We start from the raw sequence: 21,727 nt of genomic DNA on the forward strand, positions 1-21,727 counted from the left end.
GGTTTTTGCTGTCATGGTACTACTCAAGTGTACGATTTATTCGCCTTTAAACGTTGGCTAGTCTGTGTTTCTTCTATATTTTGCTAGTGCGTCGCCGCGCTAGTTAGAGGCTCATTTCATGAACACAATCAATAGTTGGCAGAGAGATTTGTTAGCGATCTCTGTCAATCACATTGCATATTCATGCAAATGCGGGGGCAATTTATGCTCTGGCAAAGCCTATACAGAAGTTTTCCGTATAGTATTGAAAATCTGGAATTTAGACTCAGACACAAAAAAGAACTCAGACAAACTGAGTTGAACAGCACGAAAACAAAAAAGTTGAAAAATTCCAAATTAAGGCTGTGTGATTGGGAATTAGCCAGTTTTAATAGTTGTTAGCACAAAATCTCCCCTTCACATACAGTTTTCCAGTGATGATGAATGTTATGACAAATTTTCCTGATGTTGGTATTGCGTGGATACTACTTGACTTAGCAGGTAGAGATACCACGACAAGAATTGTCCAGTCAATCAGCACCATATAAGTTTGCATCATAACACTTAAGGCAACACGTAAAAATAAGTCGTAGATGGTGGACTTGATGAAGATCAAAATCGTAGTCACCGAAGTGATTATCAAACCATCACGGTTGTGAGAGGTTTGCAAGCGATGTATCCAGAAATTGCTCTTATGGCTTCGGAACTGGTTGGAGCGATTGGCGAAACTATTGCCATGAGCGATCGCCCTTTGGAGAAAAACTTTTTGGTTTACTGACGAGTTCAAACCCGTTGTAAACTTTCCTCTTGAATCAAAGTAACAAAACCGCCTGAAATTATTTTGAAATTAGTATGACAAACAAACGCTTGTATCACATTGGTTTTGGGCAAGAGGATTTAGGGACATCGCCGCCTGAGATTGCTTTATTATCTGGCGATCGCGATCGCACCCGTGTGATTGCCGAAAATTATTTCCAAGATGTGCGTTTATTATCCCAAAATCGCGGACTTGATAGTTATTTAGGCTATTTACCCAATCATCGCCCCATCTTAGCGGCAACTAGTGGGATGGGTGCGCCTTCTTTAAGTATTGTGGTGAATGAATTGGTACAGGTGGGAATCCGGCAAATTATTCGCATCGGGACTTGTGGCTCAATTCAACCCCATGTACCAGTCGGCAGTATTGTCATTAGTAGTGCTGCTTTGTGTCGTCAAGGTGCAGCTAATGACATTGCACCTATAGAATATCCGGCGGCGGCTGATCCATTTTTGACAGTGGCTTTAGTCAAGGCTGCACAAGAGTTAGGATTTGAGCATTATTTAGGAATTACTGCATCTGTTGATACTTTTTATGAAGGACAGGAACGCGCTGATTCAGCCAATCCCTATTTAATGCGATCGCTCCGGGGAATTACGGAAGAGTATCGGCGGTTGAATATTTTGAACTACGAAATGGAATGCGGCACATTGTTCAAAATGGCGGGTGTGTATAAATTTGCGGCGGCGGCTGTTTGCGGTGTGGTAGCTCAACGCACCGTTGATGAGAGGGTAGTTTTAGAACAGAAAGAGGTGGCTGTGGGAAATGCGATCACTACTGCTATCCACGCCATCACAAATTCTTGTGTTTAGCTTTAAATATCACCTCAGTAGATTTATGGACTCTTCATTTAATCTTTAAGTTAGCTGTTCCTCAATCTCGATAATATAGATTTATTAGGTGAAAAACTCATATTTTGCACATTAATAAATCCTGAAAAATACTGGATTTTACCAGCAAACTTATTGAGAAATCAGTAAAATTTAGTAACTAAAACCATCAATCTAAAATTTTAATAAAGAATTTATTTTTCATATTAATAAACAATCGGAGAATATCCTCAAATGAACTGCGCTTGGAAACGGGCAATTACTAATATTAACGTGGCGTTGATTGTAGTAATGCCAACGCTGATATTATCAGCATTTACACACCGGGCAGTAGCGGAAGATAAAGGTACTTGTTTTATGGTGACTGCTTCTGGAATGACGGTGGAGTTAACCAAGCTTTGCAGTGATGCTCAGAAAATCAATGCAACTTCTGGGGGTAAGGTTTTTCGGATACCTATCAAACGTCACTTTGGCAGAACTCCGGTGATTGATGTCACCTTTAATAACCAAAAAACCTTTGAAATGATTGTCGATACAGGTGCTAACGGAACTTTGATTACCCAAGCAATGGCTAATGCTTTGCAAGTTAAACCCACAGGTACACTGCAAGCGCAAACTGCTGATGGTAGCCAAGTACAATTTTCTACAGGCAAAGTTCAGTCTATCTCTGCGGGTGGAATTGTAGCAAATAATCTGGAAGTGGCGATCGCATCTAAAGCAGGTATCGGCTTACTTGGTCACGATTTCTTTGGTAACTATGACATCAAAATTTCACAAACAGTCGTGGAATTTCATACGCGCTAGATGATGTCGCTCTATTCTATTAACCCTGTCTGATTGCATTTAGGGTTTAAATGTACTGTGGAATTTCTGGTATAAATTATTCTGCTGCAACTCTCAGCACACACTTGAGAAACTTTGCATTTAAGTCTCCGAAATTGGAATTTTGAATTATTACCCGCTATATAGCGGTTCTCGGTTGGATGAGGTACATTTCAACCCCACCCCCAACCCCTCCCCGCAAGCGGGGAGGGGAGCGTTTGCGTCAGCAAATGCAGGGTGGGGTTCCAACTGTATTACAAGCAAGTAAGAACTGCTATAGTCATTCTGTAGCGGGTTTTTATAATTTTAAATATGTGGATTAAGAAAATATTTCTCTTATGTATATTGAGCATTAGTATCAATTTGTTGTTTGCTTGTAAAGAAGATACAGCAAATTCATCAACCAAAGCTGCAAAAACTTGCCCCGGTGAAAATCCTCAATTCAGCCTGGAATTTTTTAAAACTAATAATCAAGGGCAGAAATCGACTAAGGGTATTAATCATGTGATTATTTTTAATCCTAAATCACCAAAGTTAGATTTCAAGGTGAATGTGGGTTTATCTCACAAGCTTTATGCAAAAAATCAACAGGGTAAATTTATCAGAAATTATGTACCGAAGCAATTTAATGAAATTATCAGCGATCGCAATTCCCTGTTAAATGGACAAAGACCACTAGTAGCGATTAACGCCGACTATATCGGCACTGATGATAAACCACAAGGCTTAAATATTTCCCGTGGTGTGGAGTATTCGGGCGCATTTAAAACTAGACGTTCTTCCTTTGGTATTTCTGGAGGGAAACCACAAGAGCGAATCGCTACAATTCAAGCAGGGAGAAGAAGTAATAATCTTCTGAATTACAATTTAGTAGGTGGAAATGGCAGATTTTATCGCCAAGGTAAGTTTAAAGATATTTGTCAAGATTTAGGAGAACTTGCTTGTAAAGAAGCAATCAATCGCTCTATGGTGGCGACGACTAGTAAAGGCTATGTAATTTTATTAGTGAATGATATAAAAGCTAATTCGGTGATTGAATCTTCTCAAGTTAATCAGGAATTAATGCCAGATATGTTTGATGATGTTTTATCTGGTATTGCCCGAAATAACTGTTTAGGCACAATTCAAGAAGGAATGTTATTTGATGGCGGTGGGTCGCCTGGATTATATTACAACGGTAAAATTTATGTCGAAAATGGCGGTGCAATTGGTTCGGTGTTTTTGATTTACAAAATATCCAATTAAATTGTTCATAAATGCGATCGCTAAAATATGGGCGATCGCATTTTTAACTACCAATCAAATTACACAGTAATTCGGGTGCCGTCAAATCTAGTAAAGGTAAAGCCTCGGAAATCTTCGATATAACCTAACCTTTCATCTCGCAATAGGCTAATAGCCACCTCTTCCCCTATAGCTATACCTGCTGCACCATCAGTCCGCCAGTGAATACCACCGTGACCACGACCAATAGCATAATTAGTTGCCAACTTGTTCAACTCACCACCCACGGTTAATGGTTCACCAGTGTAGGGAATTAACTTTGTTGGGTCGCTGGGGTCGGGTACTACGGGGTTAGGAATGACGTGGTTTTCATCAAAGAAAGCCTTTAACAATGTCACATTCACACCTGCAATTACCGCAGCGCCACCCGTATATGAAGGATGTAAAGGTGCAGCTTCTGGATAAGCTTGCGGTAGCAAATAAGTACCCAACTTGCTGTAAGTTCTGGCCAAAGCTTGGGAATTTAATATCTCAGGATGAATGGGATATTGAGTCCTGTTGACAAGATTGTTGTAGATTAATCCACCGTAGGCTTCTGGGCGCAGGGTGCGATGTACATAATACTTCTGCCAATATGAGGCGCGAATTGCCCGTGAAGTTCCCAAGTTTAATAGTGCTTGTAAATGCCCCACGGCAAATGTCGCAGCAGAACCTACTTGTGTCCGAGAGTTAACGTAGGGATTACCAGGATTTAACGGTGCGCCAATTCCACCGTCAATCAGTGGGTCACGTAAACTCACTGGGGAACTGAGAAGTAAAGAAGCCCCGTAATACAAAGCGCCACCAATATGAGCAAATTCACCCAAATCACGCACAGTCGATACATAACGGCGCGTAGGGTCATAATTAATTGATCTGCCAGAATTGCCACCATTCTGCACAGTCAGCCATTCGTTAAAGTCAATCAAAAAGTCATTACCGGGGAGGGCAGTCCGAATTACTGCCAAAATATACTGTGTTCCCCAAGGAATATTCCGCAGTAAAAATTGGGAAATGTAAGGGCCGTTTAATACCCCTGGCGGAGTGACGTGTCTTGGAGTTCCACCAGAACGGTCAGAGGGGTCAACGTAGCTGACAGTACCACGAAATAAAGTTTGCGGGGTGACACGACCATTGATTTTTGGCCCGTAAAAAGCAGACAGTCTGTTCAACTCGTCAACAGCTGCTAAAACATTCGGATCATCTGTATTATCTTGAAACTTAGAAAAAGATACATCACGCAGTAAAGCTTGCCAGTATAATTCCACTGCTTCATCGGCGCGGGCTGCACTGGCTAAAGCTGGTGGTATTGGTACGCCTATTTGAGCCGCGTTGATACCTTCAAGGCTAATTGCCAACGGCCCTTGAGGGTTGACTAGTTTTCTGGTACCACCCAAGATAATTTTTTCATATAGGCTGGGGTCTTGCCTGTTAAGTGCTGTAGTTAAAGAGTTGTAAGCTTCTAGGTTAACTTCACCTCTTTGGTTATGGGGCAAACCTCTAGAATCACTGCCAATTTTGTTAGCATACCTTTGCTCATCGCCGTTGGTAGGATGAGGTGGAATCGGAAAACTTCGTTCTAGTCTGGCGGCTTCTAAGCGAACTCGGTAGGCTCTATCTACAAACCTGTTATAGTTAAACCGCCCAACCACATCTCGTCCACTAGCTTGAACAACGCCTTCTTTGCGGAAAGACGAAACTGTGGAACCCATCACACCTGCAACTACCCCAGTTGCAGTTAACATTGTGGTGCGATTGAGAAATGAACGTCTGCTGAAGCGTTTAATAAATGAATTGCGAGTTGGAGAATTTGGGCTGTTGTTTTGCGCTTGATTTGCTGACTCAGATTCAAATTGCATCAGATTTGCTCCTCAATAAAAAAGTCAAGATGATATGTCGCTACAAGCAGTTGTTTGTAGACGTTGCTTACTTATGGCGCATCATCAAAACAGGATGCGTGAGAGAATTTCTGTGTACAGGTGCAGAGATTTACCTATGTTCTGATACTTAGCAGATAATCTACCCATCAGAATTTAGGCTGACTCTGGCAGCCGCTTTTATCTATATATTTTCACTAACTACGGTAAATCGATAGATTTTAAGTAGTTAGTGATTAAATTAGAATTTCCCACAAATCAGCGAGAAAAGCAAGATGATAATTTAAATAACCAGAACTGATATCATAAGGACTGTAGGGGCGGGGGGAAAAAGAAATTGAGACGCTGATCAAAATCGCCCTAAATCAAATACCCGACTTATTCAATAAGTCGGGTATCTAGTTGTTTATCAAGAATTGAGTTTAAATTACTGATGAGTTATACCAAATTGAAGAATGATTGCGACAAATGAATTGCCCAAAAGCTTACCAGTAAAGCCTGTCTCAATCCAAAATCTGTCTTGAAAAGTTTGCTCAAGTCGGGGAACCCGCCCACGCAACTTTTCGCAAAATCTAAAATCCAAAATGGTATTACCCTTACTTGGATGCTGTTTCACCAGGGCCAGCAGTGACAATCACCACATTTTCTGGTTGAATTAAATCTTTGATGACTTGTTGAATTTGAGTCATATTTACAGCTTGAATGCGTCGCGGAAATTCTCGGATTTCTGCTGGTGAAAGACCCAAAACAGCATTATTTAAAATGATGTTGGCAACTTCGCTGGGATTCGCTAATTCCACAGGGTAGCTATTAGTAATGGAACGTTTGGCAGTATTTAATTCTGATTCTGTGATGCCTTGTTCCCGTAACTGTTTGAGTAAAGCGAGGGTGCTGGCGATCGCTTTTTGGGCATCTGTAGGCGCAGTTTGCATTTCAATTAAGAAGGGGCCGGGATTGATCCCCGCAGCAAAACCACTGTAGATACCATAAGTCAAACCAAGGCGATCGCGTACTTCTGTACCCAAACGGCTAGATAAAGTATCACCGCCTAAAATTTGATTCAACACCAAAGCTGCATAGAAACGGGGGTCTTTACGAGAAATGCCGTTGTAACCAATATAAGTTACAGCCTCAGCTTTACCGGGAATCACTTTATTCAAGCGAGTGGAAGTTTTTGGTAGGGGTACTTTCGGCAAATTCAACCCAGGTGGTTTACCTTCAGCTTGCCATTTAGTAAAAGCTTGATTGAATAAATCTTTCACCTTCGCTGGGTCAAAATCTCCCACTAAAGCGATTGTGGTTGTGTCTGGACGGTAATGTTGACGATAAAAGTTCAACACATCGTCACGAGTGATACTCTTTAAACTCGCTTCTGTGGAAAAACTGTGGAAAGGATGACTTTCTGGGTAAATTGCTTGTTGGAATACGCGCCTTGCTAAAGTACTGGGGTCATCTAACTGCACTTTTACATTAGTTAACGCCCGTTGACGACTCAGTTCTAATTGGTCATCGGGGAAGTTCGCATTTTGTAAGACATCTGCCAAAGTTTGCACTAAAACTGGCAAGTTAGCGGAAAGCCCTTCACCACTAATACTGACACCTTCGCGGCTGGGGCTAAACTCTAAACTGGTTCCCCGATCTTCTAAAGTTTGGGCTAAAGCCAAAGCATTTTTCGTTTCGGTACCATTCATTAAGTTTTCTGCGGTGAGAAGAGCGAGTCCAGCTTTTTGATTACTATCAAACTCAGTTCCCGCATCAATTTGACCACTAATATTAATTGTGGGCAGACTGCGGTCAGGTAACAGTAAGACTCGCAAACCATTGGCTAAAGAAAACTGTTGTGGTAGAGGTTGTTGATTAGATCCTGTAGATGAACTTGCAGGCGGTAAATATTTTGCCAGTTCGGCCGGGTCTACAGGTTGACCAGGGCTAAAGTTTTCCACAGTCCGACCAGAACCAGAACTAGAGGTTCCGGCTTCACCATCTGGTTGAGTTGGTTCAAAAAAGCCAATGGTTTTTTTGGCTGGAACAAGGTAAGTTTTTGCTACTCGTTGGACATCTTCTGGTGTCACTTTGGCGATCGCCGCTAAATAGCGTTCAATATATTTATAATCTCCCGCCACAGTTTGGTTATATCCCAACTGACTAGCTTGGCTGCTGATATCTTGATTGCCTAACACAAAAGAAGCCTGCAATATTGTCTTCGCCCGGTTTAACTCTGCTGCACTCACTCCCTTTTGTTGTAATTCTGATAGCGAGGTTTGCAGAACTTGGGCGATTTTCTCTAACTTTTGACCGGGGGCGGCTGTCGCCTCAATTTCATACCAACCCGGTTCAATTAATTCCGCAGGACTTCCACCCACAGAACTTGCTAAACCAGATTCCACCAAAGCTTGATAAAGTCTCGAACTCCGTCCCCCCGTCAAAATTGCATCCATCACATCAATTGCTGGTACATCAGGATGTTGGATATCTGGTAAAGGATAGACAACATGCAACAAAGCCGCACTTCCCGGTTCTTTTAAAACTATGGGAGTTGAGGCTTGGGAGTTGGGAGTGGTGGGGGGTGTGGGTTTTTGACTATCAACTGTTGATTTTTGATTCTTCGTCAACTTGCCAAAACTTTCTTTCACCGCCTTGAGTACAGATTCTGTGGCAAAATCCCCTGTGATTACCAAAGTCGCATTATCGGGACTGTAATAAGTTTGGTAATAATTCCGCACCTGTTCGACAGTGAATTTTTCCACATCGGCTTTTGTACCACCTACAGATAAACCATAAGCCCGATTGGGAAAAGCTGCCCTCATCACCGCCCGATTTAAACGATAACTGGGTGAGTTTTCATAGCCTTGCAACTCCGAAATAACAACACGCTTTTCACTGGTGAGTTGTTCAGCCCCAACCAAAGCATTTTTCATCCGGTCTGCTTCTAAAATTAGCAGTGCTTCGAGTTTATCTCGTTGCACTGTGCCGAAATAAGCTGTTTCGTCGTAACTCGTAAAAGCATTAAACTGACTACCCAAAGCACTAAACAAACGACCAAACTGTACTGGGCGTTCTTTAGTACCTTTAAACATTAAATGTTCTAATTGGTGAGAAATACCACTTTCCCCTTTACCTTCGTTGCGTGAACCAACTTTGTACCATACTTGCACACTCACCACCGGGGCTGTATGAACTTCTTTCGTTAATACTGTTAAACCGTTTTCTAAAACAGTTTTTTTAACTCCTTGGGTAAAAGATAATCCCGATACTGGTGCAACTGCGGCTGGTGTCACCGCATTAATGACATTTCCCGAAAAAGGTATCAAACTTAGAAAAAAACTAAGTAAAAATGCTATTACCATCGTTGAGCGTCGCTTCATAAGCAAATCAAAATTTGAATTTTCAATTCATAAAGGCGATTCTAGCGAATCATTCTTTGAAATATGGGGATCAATTTCTTTAATCACGCCAGAATGACATGATTCACCAAAAAAATAAAGACGAAAATCTGATCTTTAAACAAACCAATTCCCGGATTTTTGAAGAATTCAGGGATCTTCTTCGAGAAATAGCTGAAATTTAAGTAATACTACTGAAGCAGTCTGTATATTACGATGTTCAAATAAGTAAATTAGACAGCAAAATTCCCGTTAAATCTCGCAAAACAAGTAATTACGCGGAAATTTTTGTCTAATTACAGAGTTGTAATGAAACATCTGCATATATTTTTGCTAAAACTTAAATTTTTTTTACACACAGAGAAGGATGGTAGTTATGCGGTTTAAATCTATATTCACCACATTGATGTGTCTGGCAGTTTTTATATTATTCAGCATCTTTGTGCAATCAGTAGACCAAGCAGTTGCTTTCGGACAGTCAAGTAATATTAAACTTGACCCCAGCAAAGGTAAAGAAATTGGTTTTGTGTACGAAGCTTTTTTAAGTCCGCTACAAGAACCAGATGATGAGGAAAATACACCAAAAATAGCACCACCGTCTTTGAAATCTACCGCACCTTCTATACCAAGAAATCAGCGTAAGTCACATGGACACGGAGTCGTAAAATTCACCAAAGACTTGAGTAAAGCATTTGTTGATGTTCAGGTAGCAGGCGTAAATCTCAAAGATATAGTTATGTTTCATATCCATTGCGGGAAGCCAGATGTACTTGGCCCTATTCAAGTTGACTTTGCTTTGACTGGGGATATTAAACAAAACTTTGCTGATGGTCATTTTTCCGCAGAAGTAACAGATGAAATTATTGAAAAGACTACTAATTCCGCCAAAGATTTGTTAGGAATTTACACTTTAGGTTGTCCTATTGAATCAGGAAAACCCGATAAAGTTAAAACAATTGCTGGTATGGCACATTATGGCAGACGTAGCGAACTTTATTTTAATTTACATACCAAAGGTCAAACTTTTTATGGGGATATTCGCGGTCAATTACATCCGGTAGAAAATTAAACTATGGCAGTCTACATCAGCAATTATCTAGGAGTTGGTAGAGATTGAGCAACAATGGGAATTGCTATGAAGCGGAACAAAAAGTCATACAATTTTGGATTTAGGGAGAGGATGTTTTTTTATTCCCTACTCCCTATTTCCTATCTTTAATTTAACTAGCGATCGCCTCGGCTTTTTCTGCCACGGGGACATAAGGTTTTTCTGCGCCTTGTGCCAAATAAGCAGCTAACTGGCTTTCAATTTGGTCGCGGACAATTTGGCGATATTCTAAGAAATGCTCGTTGTGGGCGCAAACCGAAAGGTAATGTGTAAATACAGCAGGGTTCCGTTTGATAATACTGAACAAATGATGCCAGAATTTCCACCGAGTTTCCCTGACAATTCCTTGTCGCCAAACGACAATTAACAATGCTTTGAGTTCTACCCATGATGGCATTTTAAAAGGTGCTTTCCACTTAGGCGAACCTAACATTAAAAAACAGCGATAGGTGCGGTCTAAATATTTCACAGGGTCGTATAAAGCACAAAAAGCCTCAACATATTCCCTGGCAAGTTCTTCTAAAGGACGGGTGGGAATAAAGTTCATCAACGTGGTTTGGTTGATGTTACTTTCTGTATTTTCCCGCAATCTACCTTCTTTTTTCAGTCGATGCCACAGTGCAGTATTGGGTAGTGCTTGTAACATAGCGAAGGTGGTTGAGGGAATCCCGGCTTGTTCGGCAAACCGGACGATGCGATCGCCTGCGCCAGCTTTTTCACCATCAAACCCGATAATAAACCCAGCCATTGGCCGCAACCCAGCTTTGATGATGGTTTGTACTGCGTCTGTCAAAGAACTGCGGGTATTTTGAAATTTCTTGGTGAGTTGTAAACTATCTTCGTCTGGGGTTTCAATTCCCAAAAACACCGCCGAAAATCCAGACTCAACCATCAATTCCAGTAATTCTTCGTCTTGGGCTAAATCTACAGAAGCTTCTGTATCAAACTTAAAGGGATATTGGTGTTCTTCCATCCAGACTTTTAACTCTTTCAGCAACAATTTCACATTTCGCTTGTTACCGATAAAGTTGTCATCCACCATAAACACACCCCGCCGCCAACCCAATTCATAGAGATAATCCAACTCTGCTAATAATTGTTCTGGGGTTTTGGTGCGTGGTTTACGTCCATAGAGAACGATAATGTCGCAAAATTCGCACTGGAAAGGACAACCGCGCGAAAATTGCACCGACATCATGTCATAAGCATCTAATTCTAATAAATCAAAGCGGGGTACGGGTGTGCTTGTGACATCGGGTTTTTCTGCGGTGCGGAAAGTTCCAGATTTTTCACCTCGTTGAATTGCTTCCACAAACATCGGTAAGGTGATTTCCCCTTCATCCAAAATCAGGAAATCTGCACCAACATTTTGGACATCATAAGGTGTAGAAGTTGGGTAAGGGCCACCAACTGCAACTAACTTACCGCGTCGTTTGGCTTCTTGAATTTGTTCCAATAAATCTTGTTTCTGGACAATCATCGCCGATAGAATGACTATATCTGCCCATTCCCATTCTGCTTCTGTTGCAGGACGAATATTGCGATCAACCAGCTTAAATTCCCATTCTTGGGGCAGAATTGCCGCTACAGTCACTAAACCCAAAGGTGGTAGTAAAACTTTGCGATCGACTAAATCCAGAATCTTTTCATAAGACCAAAAGGTTTTAGGAAATATCGGATAAACTAATAAAACTCGCATGTAGTAGCAGACCTCACACTTTGATTGTTATCCCACTCTAGCGGAAATAATTACTTATTGACTTTATATTGGCTTTAGCTTACCGTTAAAGGTTTTGTCTGTGCAATTATTAACTAGAAAATATTGTGTGTCTGATGATAAAAATATGATGCCTCTCGATGCTTGATGATGTAAGAAAGAGGTCAAAATGGTACAGATACCTGCTAACCCAGAAAACTTATTGATTGAGTTACCGAAAACCATTGCTTTATATGTCACCCAAGAACAGTTTACCGCTTTAGCCGCCGCTAACCGAGACTTGAGACTAGAAAGAACTGCAAAAGGAGAATTAATCGTGAGTCCGCCAACAGGCTGGGAGACTGGGAGATGTAATGTGACCATTTCGGGAGAATTATACTTATGGTGGCGGAATGCTGGTGAACCCGGTAAAGGGTTCGACTCCTCAACTGGCTTTGTCTTACCAAATGGTGCGATTCGCTCTCCCGATGCTTCTTGGGTAAGCCAAGAACGTTGGCAAGCACTGACTCCCGAACCAAAAGGAACTTTTGCTAATATCTGCCCAGATTTTGTAGTAGAATTGCGCTCTAGTTCCGATACTCTCAAAACGCTGCCAGAAAAAATGCACGAGTACATCGATAATGGTGCGAAACTTGCTTGGTTAATTGATCCACAACAGCGACAGGTAGAAATTTATCGCTCAAGTTCGGCGGTGGAAGTGTTGGAAAATCCGGCGACGTTATCGGATGAAGAAGTTTTACCGGGTTTTGTGTTGAATTTGCGTCGGGTGTGGGGTTGAATCAGAGCATTATGGTTACAGCGTCCAATCTGCGATCGCTAGTCTGGGTACTAGACTAAAATCTCGTTGGTTACGGGTAACGACGGTGGTATTAAGAGATAATGCGATCGCAGCTATTCGCATATCTTTTTGCAGGCGGTTTTTTCGCAGAGGGGGATTCTCTCTGAGCAGTTGTTTGAGACAGTCATCAGCCTGTTGTGTGAAATCCAGGATCTCAACTGTTTGAAGATATTTGACGGTTATCCAAAGTTTTGAGTAGAGTGCGGGGAGATTATGCACTGCTGACGGATCGTTAATTTTACCAATCCAGCCGTTAAAAAGTTCTTGAACCGTAATTACAGTCACAGCAATTTGATGCAAAGAAGCGTTAGCGATAACTTGAGGATGATTACAAAGAATTAGTGAAACATGATCCGTATCGAGAATATATCGAGACACACTAAGCTTCCTCTACAAGTAGTATGAGGAGTCAACTTCACTGTCATCATCTGAGGTTCGCTGCGATCGAATTTCATTCATAATTTCCTGAAAATCTTGATCGTTTTGAAAAACACCCGCAAATTGCATCCAAGTTGGTACTGAAGCTTCTATTGGTAGATTCCAGGAAATAGCTTCGATGTGGCTGAGTCTTTCTAAAAAGGTGGTTTGGAGTTGGGTGATTGCATCTTCTCGTGTTTGTGCTTCAACGCGAAAGTTGGGAAACTCAAAGATAGATGCAGCAAACTGACCATTTTTGAGGCTTTCTATTAGGAGTGTCACCTTCAGGTTAGCCGATGGCTGAGACTGCGTTACATTTAGATTGACGACCATGTTTGATAGACTTTAAGTGTCTTACTCATTTTACTGTAGATGCTGTAACCGCTCACTGTAGGCGATCGCAGAAACCAAACCATTTCGAGAATTAGCTATACCTGAAAACACACCAGTTAGCAGTTTATTTTCTATTAGGCACACCGCTAATTTTCAACACATCACTCATGGTTGCACAATAATTTGGTAAGCCAAAACTTGCGGGATTGACAGCATTTTTATATGTAAAATGACGATAGTTCATACAGAATCTATCCCAAGCTGCCATTTGAATGCGGAACACGGCAATAATCAAATTAGCTAATGAAATAGATAGAGGAATGCGAAAATAAATTTTTTTCCCTAGATAAGCACAAGTTTCTTCTATTGCTTGGTTGGCGGTGAGTCTTTCTTGACCTAAAACTAATTTGCGTTGTTCCTGGGTTTGGGGTGGATGTTCAATTAAATATTCCACAACGGTAGCAATGTCTTTTCCGTGGATAAAGTGAAAACTACCGTCTGCTTGTAAAAAGCGAATTAAATTAATATATTTTGTAACTTCGGGTATGCCAGAGGTGAGGTGAGAATAAGGTTTGCTGGCATCACCGCCTAAAACTAAGGTGGGAAAAACTGTGGTAATTTTAGGTGCGATCGCTAGTTTTTCTTTTTCATGCAAGCATTGATATTTAGAACCGATATAATCTGTCCCAATTTCGCCTGCTTCTTTTAGAGGTTGATTTTTGTTATCTAAAACACTAGCAGTTGAAAAATAAATTACCTGTTCGCAACGTTCAGGGTCTAATAAACTGAATAGTTCTAGTGTCTTGTTGACATTAATATCGTAAGTATTTTCTCCGCCCCATGATGTTGCTGTTAACACTGCAACATCAATAGTTGATAACAAATCCGCAAAGTGTTTAATTTCTTGCATATCGCCTTGCAAGACAGTAACACCTGGACGAAATTGCGTATTAACTTGCAGTTTATTGGGGTTTCTAACTAGTAAAAATAGCTCGTGATTTGTATTTTGAATTAATGCTTCTGAGATGTAATGACCGATGCAGCCGCTTGCACCTGTAACTAATATTCTTTTCTGACTCATAGTAAATTTTTTAAGTTAAGAGTTAAAAGTAAAATTAAATGTTTCGCACTGAAGATTCATTTTCGCGCAAAGGCGCAAAGTTTTTATTCAAAATACATCTTCATAAACATCAGTTACAGAACCAGAAAAATTTATGCTTGTAAACTGTAATTCTTGATTGCCTCTATAACTATAAAGTTCCCATCTGCCTTGTGCATTACGTCTAAAACAATCAATTCTTTGACGGTTTTGGCTGATTAATACATATTCTTGCAATGTTTCTATTTCTTGATAGTCACTAAATTTATCACCTCTATCTAAAGCCTCAGTGGAAGGCGATAAAACTTCAATAATTAAACTGGGATAGCGTTTAAAATATTCAAACTCTGTATCTCTTGGGTCACAAGTCACCATAATATCTGGATAATAAAAAACATTCAACGATTCAATGTGTGCTTTCATATCAACGACATAAAGACGACACCCAGTTCCGCGAATGTGATTTCTCAGCAGAGCAACTAAGTTAGCAGTAATAGTTACATGAGCGTCACTGGCTCCTGCCATTGCATAAATCTGCCCTTGGATATATTCATGTTTAATGGGGCTAGATTTTTCATTTTCGAGATATTCTTCTGGTGAAATATACGGGTGAGATTGGCTAAGAGTCATATAAGTGAATTGTCAAAAGCTAGATTCTCATTTTCTAGCAGCATTTCAATGACTTCGCGTAGATTTTTGTTTAACTCATCTAATGTTTCACCTTGAGAATGCGCTCCAGGAAAACCAGGAACATACCCAACATATAGATTTGTGTCGGGATCACGTTCGATTATCGCTGTAAAAGTTTTCATAAAAATAGATGTTTCAGCAATGCAATTATTATGTCTTTGTGGTTCAAAAATTGTTACCACAAAGACACAAAGGGAATTAACTCACCAGTGCTGCTGTACTGAGTTGCTTGGCTGTTTCAAAGAAGAAAGCGACGTTTTCTTCTGGGGTATCTGGTAGGACACCATGACCGAGGTTGAGGATATGACCCCAATTGCCAGCTTTGCGAACGGTATCATAAATGCGATCGCGGATGAACTCTTTGGAAGCATAAAGTACACCAGGGTCAAGATTACCTTGTACTTTAACGTGCTTGCCTAATCGAGCGCGAGCATCAGCCATGTCTACAGTCCAGTCAACGGTGACGATATCCGCACCAGATTGAGCCATTCTTTCTAGTACACCTGCACTACCACTAACTAAAAGAATTAATGGTGTGTCGGGGTGGGTTTGTTTGACTTGCTGGAATACCCGTCGTTGATATGGCAGCGCAAAGGTATCGTAATCTTGAGGGCTTAATTGTCCTGCCCAAGAATCGAACATTTGCACTACTTGAGCGCCGCAGTCAATTTGATAACGGGCATAAACAGCGATCGCATCTGCCAATTTTGTCAGCAGTTGGTGTAGAATTTCCGGGTCTGAGAAGGCCAAGTTTTTGATGATGGAATAGGTTTTAGAACCTTTTCCTTCAACTGCGTAAGCAGCTAACGTCCACGGCGCACCGACAAAGCCTAATACTGTTGATTTGTTGCCAACTTCTTGGCGTAATGCCTGCAAGATGGTTTTAATAAACGGTAGAGCCGCCTCTGGATCTAAATCATGCAGGCTATCAATTTGTGCTTGAGTGCGAATGGGCGAATGAATGATTGGCCCTTTACCTTCCGCAATGTCCATATCAATGCCCAAACCAGGCAATGGAGTTACAATGTCGGAAAATAAAATCACTCCGTCCGGCTGGAAGGCTTTCCAAGGTTGCAGGGATACTTCAATCGCTACTTCGGGAATTTCGGAGCGATCGCGAAATGAAGGATACTTTTCCCTTAAGTCTCGGTACGCCTTCATATATCGTCCCGCTTGTCGCATCATCCATACTGGGGGACGATCTACTATTTCACCACGAGCAGCCCGCAGGAGATGAGGGGCCGTTGAGGAAACACCCATTTAACACTTCATCCTAAGTCACTTTGTTATGTCAATGTTTAGCTTATCATTCTGAGATTACGCTTTTTCAGAAGGCTTGCTTGAAAAGCCCAAGTCTTAGCTTTACTTAACTTAATATGCAAACCGATTCTAATAATCCAAATCCTTCTAATGTTGCAGCTACTAATAGCAATTCTCCATCAGGCAAATTATTTATACCCCCCAGCCAGCGACGCAAGTTTTGTGTATTGTTTACTTTTATGACAATTTTGGGTTGGGTAGTGGGTGGCGTTTTTAGTCTGGCAGTAGAAAGACTGCTCACACAAATTCTGACTGCATTTGGATCTATAGAAATGCAATCATGGGGCTATGGCATAAAATTACTCAGTAATATTGTATTTGCTGTGGTTTTTGCTACCGACCAAACATTAGTTATCCGTCGTTATCTTTCTGGTTGGCGATGGATAATTGCAACTACCATCGGTTGGTTAACTGCTGATTGTGTAGCGACTGCCTGGATTAATTATATTGCTTCAATTGCTAATTCTCTTAATGAAACTTTATCTCCTGAGTTAGCAATTATCTTTGGATTTTTATCAACAATTGCTTATATTTTTTCTGGTCTTTGGATCGGACTATTGCAATGGCTAGTTGTACGCCGTTACACAATCAAATCCTGGTGGTGGAATTTTGTACCATCAGTTGCTTTTTTGTTAATTAGTTTGCTGGTCTGGTTGCTATCATTAATGCAAAACTTCATACCAGAAGCAATATTGTATGGCAGTCAACAAGGATTAACAGCAACTATCCTAGGAATAGTACCAGCAATTGGTTTTTGTAGTTTAAAAAGACGCTTACCAAGGCAAACTCAGGCAAGTTAAGCAGAAAAGTTTGAGTAGGAAATACATTTATGTTTTACTACAATCCGTTAGCATGTTTACCTTCATCAGCCGAATTACCAGATTCTGACGATACACCTGTGGATAATGAATTACAAATATTAATTCCCAGCTTATTATTATCAATTTTAACCAGCATTTGGCACAGTCGTGAAGACTGGTTTTTTGGCATAAATATGGGTATTTATTATGGAGTGAGTAAACCTGCGATCGTTCCTGATGGATTTTTAAGTTTAGGCGTAGAACGTTTTATTGGCGAAAATGGACGTTTTAGTTATGTGATGTGGGAAGAAGATGGTATACCACCAATTTTTACGTTAGAAATTGTCTCACAAGCATACAATTATGAATACGAACAAAAGAAATTAGATTATGCTCAGTTGGGAGTATTATATTATGTAATTTACGCCCCAACACGCTTACGCCGGAAACGTCAACGGCTGGAAGTTTATCGCCTAGTTGATGGAGAGTATATTTTACAATCTGGTGATAAAATTTGGATGCCAGAAGTTAATTTAGGTATTGGCAGAGAACGTGGAACTTATCAAGGCATGACGCGAGAATGGTTGTATTGGTACGATGAAAATGGTAGACGATATCCAACACCAGAAGAATTGGCAAATGTACGACAACAGCAACTAGAAGAAACCCAAAACCAACTTCAAGAACTCTTAGCTAAATTACAACAAAAAGGTATCGACCCCAACAATTTATAAAAACTATGGGAAACATCAATTCAGTAGTCATTGCTACTGGTACACATGGCAATGAATTTACAGGTATCTATCTAGGTAAAAAATTTGAACAGTTACCAAAACTGCTTCAGCGTCCAAGTTTTGATACTCGCGTTTTATTGAGTAACCCCAAAGCATTTGCAGCAGCCAGACGCTATATTGATAAAGACTTAAATCGTTGCTTTGCAACAGCAGATTTACAAAATCCCCAACTTGCTAGTTATGAAGATATTTTGGCAAAAAATATCTATTATTTACTAGCAGAAGAAAGTAAAAATCAGCAACAAGTTATTATTGATTTGCATAGTTCTACTGCAAATATGCAGTTAACTATAATTTTAGGTAGCCAACATCCATTTATATTACAATTAGCTGCCCAATTAAGTGCAATTAACCCTGATGTGAGAATTTGTTATTCTCAACCCACAAGAGATTCTAACTTTCTGTGTTCAATATCAGAATTGGGTTTTGCCATTGAAGTGGGGCCTGTAGCACAGGGAGTTTTAAATGCTGAGTTATTTCAAAAAACTGAAGCGTTAATTTATCAAGTTTTAGACTATATCGAAAGTTATAATCAAGGTTTATCTCAACCATCAAATACGAATCTAACATATTATCAATATACAGGAGTTATTGATTATCCTCGTAACAAAGCAGGAGAAATTGTCGGCATGATTCACCCCGAACTCCAGTTTCGAGATTATCAACCGCTTAACCCTGGCGAACCGATATTTTTAACATTAGAAGGAAGTGCGATCGCCTATTCAGGCACATCTACAGTTTACCCCATTTTTATTAACGAAGCTGCGTATTATGAAAAAGGAATTGCGATGTGTTTAACTGAAAGAAAAACCATACAAATTTAAATCTTAACGTTTATTTATGTCTGACATTTGTATTGCACTACTTGTCTAGAACAAATGTTCTTACCTCTTTTCATAAACAGGATTTACGCAAAAATCTTTAAAAAGTCTAATTTATCGTAGACGCGAAGCGGTTTCCCGTAATCCTTCGGAGAACCCGAAAAGTAAGGTCTCTTCAAATCGCATTAGACGCGCAAGCGACTTCCCGCAGGGTATAACGCCAAAAAATCTTAGAGTCTGCGTAAGTCCTAATCAATCAATTTAGGGACTTGAAACCCCATATTCTGGCAGTTCGAGAAAGCTGTTACCTCTTACCTGTTCCCGCACTCGTTGTATCTGCTCAAAAGACTGTAGTATTTTCATCATTTGTTGCAAAACATAACATTCATCAAACTATAAGACTAATATTGGATTGCTGAACAAATCAGCACACCCAGATCAGACTTCTTTCCTACTCCCTACTCCCCATTCCCTACTCCCTGCCTTTACATATATTCAACAATCAAACCGGATTCATATATAAGTATTTATTCACTGTGTTTAAAGTTACCTTTATCAAAAAAAATGTTGTTTGCAATACTTGAATTTAGATTTAACTTATTTTTATGTTGAGATATTTAGCTTACCAAATCAGCATATTCAGTTAAGATTAAGCATGTTTTACTATTTAGTTGCTGGTTCTGGACTGCTAGACTCCCTGGATTAATTTCATCTTGTTATTCAATAGCTGTTAGCCCATACTGCTCCCATGCTGACCTATCATCGCAAGCCTGTGTGCTTATCACTAATTTCCACTGACCTGCCGTTCTGGTCAGTGGTCGAAACTGCCGGAACTTTGTATCAGAAAGATACGGAACGATTTCACTTACTGTTAACTGCACCGCCTCTCATTACCTGTGAAGTAGAAACTTCTCCCAGTACAGAGGAAATTTTGCCGCACAGAAAAAACACTGCCTACGTTCCCAGTAGTCCCAGAGTTTTGTGGCTGGAAATTTCTCCATATCGGGTGATTATGACTATGCAAGGTAATGGTCAAGTAAGTTACCGCCACTTCTGGGAAAAAGGGATATACGGTGTCAGCCGTTATTGGTTGCCCACGGAATCTTTACAACCAAATAATCCGATTCGCTTACGAAATTTTACAAAAACATTGACACTTACGGGTAAACAATTCCCGGAACACTTGCGCCTAGAGTATGAATTGTGGGCAGAAAAAGTCCAAATCGGATGTTACATCCTCAATTTAGAAATCAAACACTGATAATTTCAGCTTTTTTTTCATGCCTTTCCCAAAACTGCTTGGGGGAGGCATAATTTTGTTCTCCGACTGTTCCCCTGTCTCCACAGGCAAACTTTCTTAACTGGACTGTATTAGACTATATGACACAAGCAGCGTAATTTGTAGCTTTCTCGGTATATTTTTGTTTAGGCTCATGACAGATTCATCCGCATCTTTTATTTGAATCCTTAGCTTATGCGGTGGCTTTCCGTTTACTATGCGATCGCACCTATGGCATTGCCACCACTTTACCTTGGAGTGTAGATTTTGGTGATGGTATTTTCCTTCATCCCACACAATTATATGAAATATTCTTTTACATTTATTTATTATTCTTAATAAATCTTCGCTGCCTTTATCAATATCGCAGTGGTGACTTGTTTAAATTTTATTTAATTTCCTACGTAATTTTTCGGTTTTTTATTGACTTTACTAAAACCAGATTTTCATCCTTTATTTGGTTTGAGTGCAATTCAAATTGCTTGTGGATTGGCTATCCTATATTATTTGCCCAATATTCCGCAGGTGTTTTATATTCAAGCCCACAAATAAAAGTTAATTTTTATCTTAAGAATTTTTGACTAACTTGACCAAAAGATTAAACTTTTCCAAATATTTATCCACTTTTCATAAGTGCATTCACAAAAATCAAAGTTCTACATGATTTTTTTGGCTAAAGAATTCATGTATAGTTTTTTCGTGGCTTATTACCAAGTTTACTAACACCTAATACCTTGTTTAAGAAAATATTATGAAAGTTTTGAACGGGGGAAAAATGAGAAGTTTAAAACATAAAAACTTCTCGAAAAAAAAAGTAATTTCATTGTTAGCCATTGTTGCTACTGCCATGATGATTGTTGGCGTAATGGTAGGTGTGTTGCTGAATCGAGTAGCGCAGGCAGATACAAATGATGCGGTTCTGCCCAGCAGGTTCGGTCGGATGTTTCGGAATCAGCCTTCCTTTGCGCCACCCACTGATGTTATCAGAGCCGCTCTTTTAGAAATGGGCAAAGCTGGCGGGATATTAGATGCCAAAGACAATTTAGCCGCAGGGCCTCTAGCCTTGATTGTCGATCCGGCTCTCAACGTCAACAACCCCAACAACCCCAACCATACAGCTGGTACAACATTTTTTGGCCAGTTTATGGATCACGACATTACATTTGATTTGTCATCTCGGTTGGGTAGGGTCACACCTCCAGTATCTGCCCCAAATGGTCGGACTCCAGCTTTTGACCTGGATACAGTCTACGGTGATGGGCCGTTTGCATCACCCACATTTTATGACCCAACAGACCAAATCAAACTCAGACTGGAAAATGGCGGGTTGTTTGAAGATTTGCCCCGCGACGCAAATAACCGCGCCCTCGTCGTTGACCCACGTAACGACCAGCACTTAATTCTCACGGGAATCCTGAGTGCATTTCCTCACTTCTTGCACCTGGAAATATGAATGTCAAAACCACAACTACGTGCAAGAGGAGTTAGGCGTTCAATATTAAGTAAAAGAAGATACACAACTATATGAGGAAAAATAGAC

Annotated in this window: 22 protein-coding genes; 12 read left to right on the top strand and 10 right to left on the bottom strand. The window is 40.3% G+C overall.

Going from position 1 to position 21,727, the window contains the following annotated elements:
* Window positions 1-367: 367 nt before the first annotated feature.
* A complete protein-coding gene (locus tag H6G28_RS34300) occupies window positions 368-607 on the bottom strand; it encodes a hypothetical protein (protein ID WP_190677573.1) in 240 nt (79 codons plus the stop codon).
* A 27-nt stretch (window positions 608-634) separates the two neighbouring features.
* Here H6G28_RS34300 and H6G28_RS37560 point away from each other — a divergent pair, with 27 nt between their 5' ends.
* The 4 genes from H6G28_RS37560 (at window position 635) to H6G28_RS34315 (ending at window position 3,693) form a co-directional block, all read left to right on the top strand.
* The gene (locus H6G28_RS37560) at window positions 635-757 is read left to right on the top strand and encodes a hypothetical protein (RefSeq protein ID WP_277883281.1); all 123 of its coding nucleotides are present in this window, start codon (window positions 635-637) and stop codon (window positions 755-757) included.
* Window positions 758-831: 74 nt separating this feature from the next.
* Window positions 832-1,608 (top strand): nucleoside phosphorylase, encoded by a 777-nt coding sequence (locus H6G28_RS34305; protein ID WP_190677575.1) that lies wholly within the window; start codon window positions 832-834, stop codon window positions 1,606-1,608.
* Window positions 1,609-1,860: 252 nt separating this feature from the next.
* Complete coding sequence (locus H6G28_RS34310) at window positions 1,861-2,430, top strand: retropepsin-like aspartic protease family protein (RefSeq protein ID WP_190593849.1); 570 nt, start codon at window positions 1,861-1,863, stop codon at window positions 2,428-2,430.
* 330 nt (window positions 2,431-2,760) lie between these two features.
* Complete coding sequence (locus H6G28_RS34315; RefSeq protein WP_190677577.1) at window positions 2,761-3,693, top strand: phosphodiester glycosidase family protein; 933 nt, start codon at window positions 2,761-2,763, stop codon at window positions 3,691-3,693.
* Window positions 3,694-3,752: 59 nt separating this feature from the next.
* Here H6G28_RS34315 and H6G28_RS34320 read toward each other — a convergent pair whose 3' ends face one another.
* Window positions 3,753-5,570 (bottom strand): vanadium-dependent haloperoxidase, encoded by a 1,818-nt coding sequence (locus H6G28_RS34320; protein WP_190593418.1) that lies wholly within the window; start codon window positions 5,568-5,570, stop codon window positions 3,753-3,755.
* Between the two features lie 614 nt (window positions 5,571-6,184).
* Entirely contained in the window at window positions 6,185-8,953 is a 2,769-nt protein-coding gene (locus tag H6G28_RS34325; RefSeq protein WP_190677579.1) for a M16 family metallopeptidase, read from the bottom strand.
* Window positions 8,954-9,347: 394 nt separating this feature from the next.
* On the opposite strand from H6G28_RS34325, the gene H6G28_RS34330 reads away from it, so the two are divergent.
* Window positions 9,348-10,040 carry a CHRD domain-containing protein gene (locus tag H6G28_RS34330; RefSeq protein ID WP_190677582.1) on the top strand — a complete coding sequence of 231 codons (693 nt, stop codon included), beginning with the start codon at window positions 9,348-9,350 and terminating at the stop codon, window positions 10,038-10,040.
* Between the two features lie 151 nt (window positions 10,041-10,191).
* Here the strand turns inward: H6G28_RS34330 and H6G28_RS34335 are convergent, their stop codons facing one another.
* Complete coding sequence (locus H6G28_RS34335) at window positions 10,192-11,778, bottom strand: B12-binding domain-containing radical SAM protein (protein WP_190593415.1); 1,587 nt, start codon at window positions 11,776-11,778, stop codon at window positions 10,192-10,194.
* Between the two features lie 187 nt (window positions 11,779-11,965).
* Here H6G28_RS34335 and H6G28_RS34340 point away from each other — a divergent pair, with 187 nt between their 5' ends.
* Window positions 11,966-12,574 (top strand): Uma2 family endonuclease, encoded by a 609-nt coding sequence (locus H6G28_RS34340; RefSeq protein ID WP_190677584.1) that lies wholly within the window; start codon window positions 11,966-11,968, stop codon window positions 12,572-12,574.
* Between the two features lie 15 nt (window positions 12,575-12,589).
* On the opposite strand, the gene H6G28_RS34345 is transcribed toward H6G28_RS34340, so the two are convergent.
* The 6 genes from H6G28_RS34345 to hemE all read right to left on the bottom strand — a co-directional run bounded on the left by H6G28_RS34345 (window position 12,590) and on the right by hemE (window position 16,433).
* Window positions 12,590-13,012: a type II toxin-antitoxin system VapC family toxin gene (locus H6G28_RS34345; RefSeq protein ID WP_190677587.1), complete on the bottom strand. Its 423-nt coding sequence runs from the start codon at window positions 13,010-13,012 to the stop codon at window positions 12,590-12,592.
* Window positions 13,013-13,024: 12 nt separating this feature from the next.
* Window positions 13,025-13,384 (bottom strand): hypothetical protein, encoded by a 360-nt coding sequence (locus H6G28_RS34350; protein ID WP_190677589.1) that lies wholly within the window; start codon window positions 13,382-13,384, stop codon window positions 13,025-13,027.
* A gap of 124 nt (window positions 13,385-13,508) precedes the next feature.
* Complete coding sequence (locus H6G28_RS34355) at window positions 13,509-14,465, bottom strand: NAD-dependent epimerase/dehydratase family protein (protein ID WP_190677591.1); 957 nt, start codon at window positions 14,463-14,465, stop codon at window positions 13,509-13,511.
* An 87-nt stretch (window positions 14,466-14,552) separates the two neighbouring features.
* Window positions 14,553-15,113 carry a Uma2 family endonuclease gene (locus H6G28_RS34360; protein WP_190677593.1) on the bottom strand — a complete coding sequence of 187 codons (561 nt, stop codon included), beginning with the start codon at window positions 15,111-15,113 and terminating at the stop codon, window positions 14,553-14,555.
* Window positions 15,110-15,295 (bottom strand): type II toxin-antitoxin system HicB family antitoxin, encoded by a 186-nt coding sequence (locus tag H6G28_RS34365; protein ID WP_190677603.1) that lies wholly within the window; start codon window positions 15,293-15,295, stop codon window positions 15,110-15,112. Before H6G28_RS34365 ends, H6G28_RS34360 begins: the two co-directional genes overlap by 4 nt.
* Before the next feature lie 76 nt (window positions 15,296-15,371).
* Entirely contained in the window at window positions 15,372-16,433 is a 1,062-nt protein-coding gene (gene hemE / locus H6G28_RS34370; RefSeq protein WP_190677595.1) for a uroporphyrinogen decarboxylase, read from the bottom strand.
* A 116-nt stretch (window positions 16,434-16,549) separates the two neighbouring features.
* On the opposite strand from hemE, the gene H6G28_RS34375 reads away from it, so the two are divergent.
* The 6 genes from H6G28_RS34375 (at window position 16,550) to H6G28_RS34400 (ending at window position 21,640) form a co-directional block, all read left to right on the top strand.
* A complete protein-coding gene (locus tag H6G28_RS34375; protein ID WP_190677597.1) occupies window positions 16,550-17,293 on the top strand; it encodes a hypothetical protein in 744 nt (247 codons plus the stop codon).
* Window positions 17,294-17,322: 29 nt separating this feature from the next.
* Window positions 17,323-18,027: a Uma2 family endonuclease gene (locus H6G28_RS34380; RefSeq protein WP_190677599.1), complete on the top strand. Its 705-nt coding sequence runs from the start codon at window positions 17,323-17,325 to the stop codon at window positions 18,025-18,027.
* A gap of 5 nt (window positions 18,028-18,032) precedes the next feature.
* Window positions 18,033-18,911 (top strand): aspartoacylase, encoded by an 879-nt coding sequence (locus H6G28_RS34385; RefSeq protein ID WP_190677601.1) that lies wholly within the window; start codon window positions 18,033-18,035, stop codon window positions 18,909-18,911.
* Window positions 18,912-19,656: 745 nt separating this feature from the next.
* A complete protein-coding gene (locus tag H6G28_RS34390) occupies window positions 19,657-20,169 on the top strand; it encodes a hypothetical protein (protein ID WP_190593407.1) in 513 nt (170 codons plus the stop codon).
* A gap of 218 nt (window positions 20,170-20,387) precedes the next feature.
* Complete coding sequence (locus tag H6G28_RS37205) at window positions 20,388-20,768, top strand: prolipoprotein diacylglyceryl transferase family protein (protein WP_313934195.1); 381 nt, start codon at window positions 20,388-20,390, stop codon at window positions 20,766-20,768.
* Between the two features lie 194 nt (window positions 20,769-20,962).
* Window positions 20,963-21,640 (top strand): peroxidase family protein, encoded by a 678-nt coding sequence (locus H6G28_RS34400; RefSeq protein WP_190677602.1) that lies wholly within the window; start codon window positions 20,963-20,965, stop codon window positions 21,638-21,640.
* Window positions 21,641-21,727 lie beyond the last annotated feature (87 nt).

Source organism: Nostoc sp. FACHB-190, assembly GCF_014696905.1.
Lineage (GTDB): Bacteria > Cyanobacteriota > Cyanobacteriia > Cyanobacteriales > Nostocaceae > Nostoc_B.

Excerpts from the sequence above, each read along its gene's own strand:
- H6G28_RS34305 (WP_190677575.1), top strand. The coding sequence starts at position 832 with ATGACAAACAAACGCTTGTATCACATTGGTTTTGGGCAAGAGGATTTA.
- H6G28_RS34310 (WP_190593849.1), top strand. The coding sequence starts at position 1,861 with ATGAACTGCGCTTGGAAACGGGCAATTACTAATATTAACGTGGCGTTG.
- H6G28_RS34315 (WP_190677577.1), top strand. The coding sequence starts at position 2,761 with ATGTGGATTAAGAAAATATTTCTCTTATGTATATTGAGCATTAGTATC.
- H6G28_RS34320 (WP_190593418.1), bottom strand. The coding sequence starts at position 5,570 with ATGCAATTTGAATCTGAGTCAGCAAATCAAGCGCAAAACAACAGCCCA.
- H6G28_RS34325 (WP_190677579.1), bottom strand. The coding sequence starts at position 8,953 with ATGAAGCGACGCTCAACGATGGTAATAGCATTTTTACTTAGTTTTTTT.
- H6G28_RS34330 (WP_190677582.1), top strand. The coding sequence starts at position 9,348 with ATGCGGTTTAAATCTATATTCACCACATTGATGTGTCTGGCAGTTTTT.
- H6G28_RS34335 (WP_190593415.1), bottom strand. The coding sequence starts at position 11,778 with ATGCGAGTTTTATTAGTTTATCCGATATTTCCTAAAACCTTTTGGTCT.
- H6G28_RS34340 (WP_190677584.1), top strand. The coding sequence starts at position 11,966 with ATGGTACAGATACCTGCTAACCCAGAAAACTTATTGATTGAGTTACCG.
- H6G28_RS34350 (WP_190677589.1), bottom strand. The coding sequence starts at position 13,384 with ATGGTCGTCAATCTAAATGTAACGCAGTCTCAGCCATCGGCTAACCTG.
- H6G28_RS34355 (WP_190677591.1), bottom strand. The coding sequence starts at position 14,465 with ATGAGTCAGAAAAGAATATTAGTTACAGGTGCAAGCGGCTGCATCGGT.
- H6G28_RS34360 (WP_190677593.1), bottom strand. The coding sequence starts at position 15,113 with ATGACTCTTAGCCAATCTCACCCGTATATTTCACCAGAAGAATATCTC.
- H6G28_RS34365 (WP_190677603.1), bottom strand. The coding sequence starts at position 15,295 with ATGAAAACTTTTACAGCGATAATCGAACGTGATCCCGACACAAATCTA.
- hemE (WP_190677595.1), bottom strand. The coding sequence starts at position 16,433 with ATGGGTGTTTCCTCAACGGCCCCTCATCTCCTGCGGGCTGCTCGTGGT.
- H6G28_RS34375 (WP_190677597.1), top strand. The coding sequence starts at position 16,550 with ATGCAAACCGATTCTAATAATCCAAATCCTTCTAATGTTGCAGCTACT.
- H6G28_RS34380 (WP_190677599.1), top strand. The coding sequence starts at position 17,323 with ATGTTTTACTACAATCCGTTAGCATGTTTACCTTCATCAGCCGAATTA.
- H6G28_RS34385 (WP_190677601.1), top strand. The coding sequence starts at position 18,033 with ATGGGAAACATCAATTCAGTAGTCATTGCTACTGGTACACATGGCAAT.
- H6G28_RS34390 (WP_190593407.1), top strand. The coding sequence starts at position 19,657 with ATGCTGACCTATCATCGCAAGCCTGTGTGCTTATCACTAATTTCCACT.
- H6G28_RS34400 (WP_190677602.1), top strand. The coding sequence starts at position 20,963 with ATGAGAAGTTTAAAACATAAAAACTTCTCGAAAAAAAAAGTAATTTCA.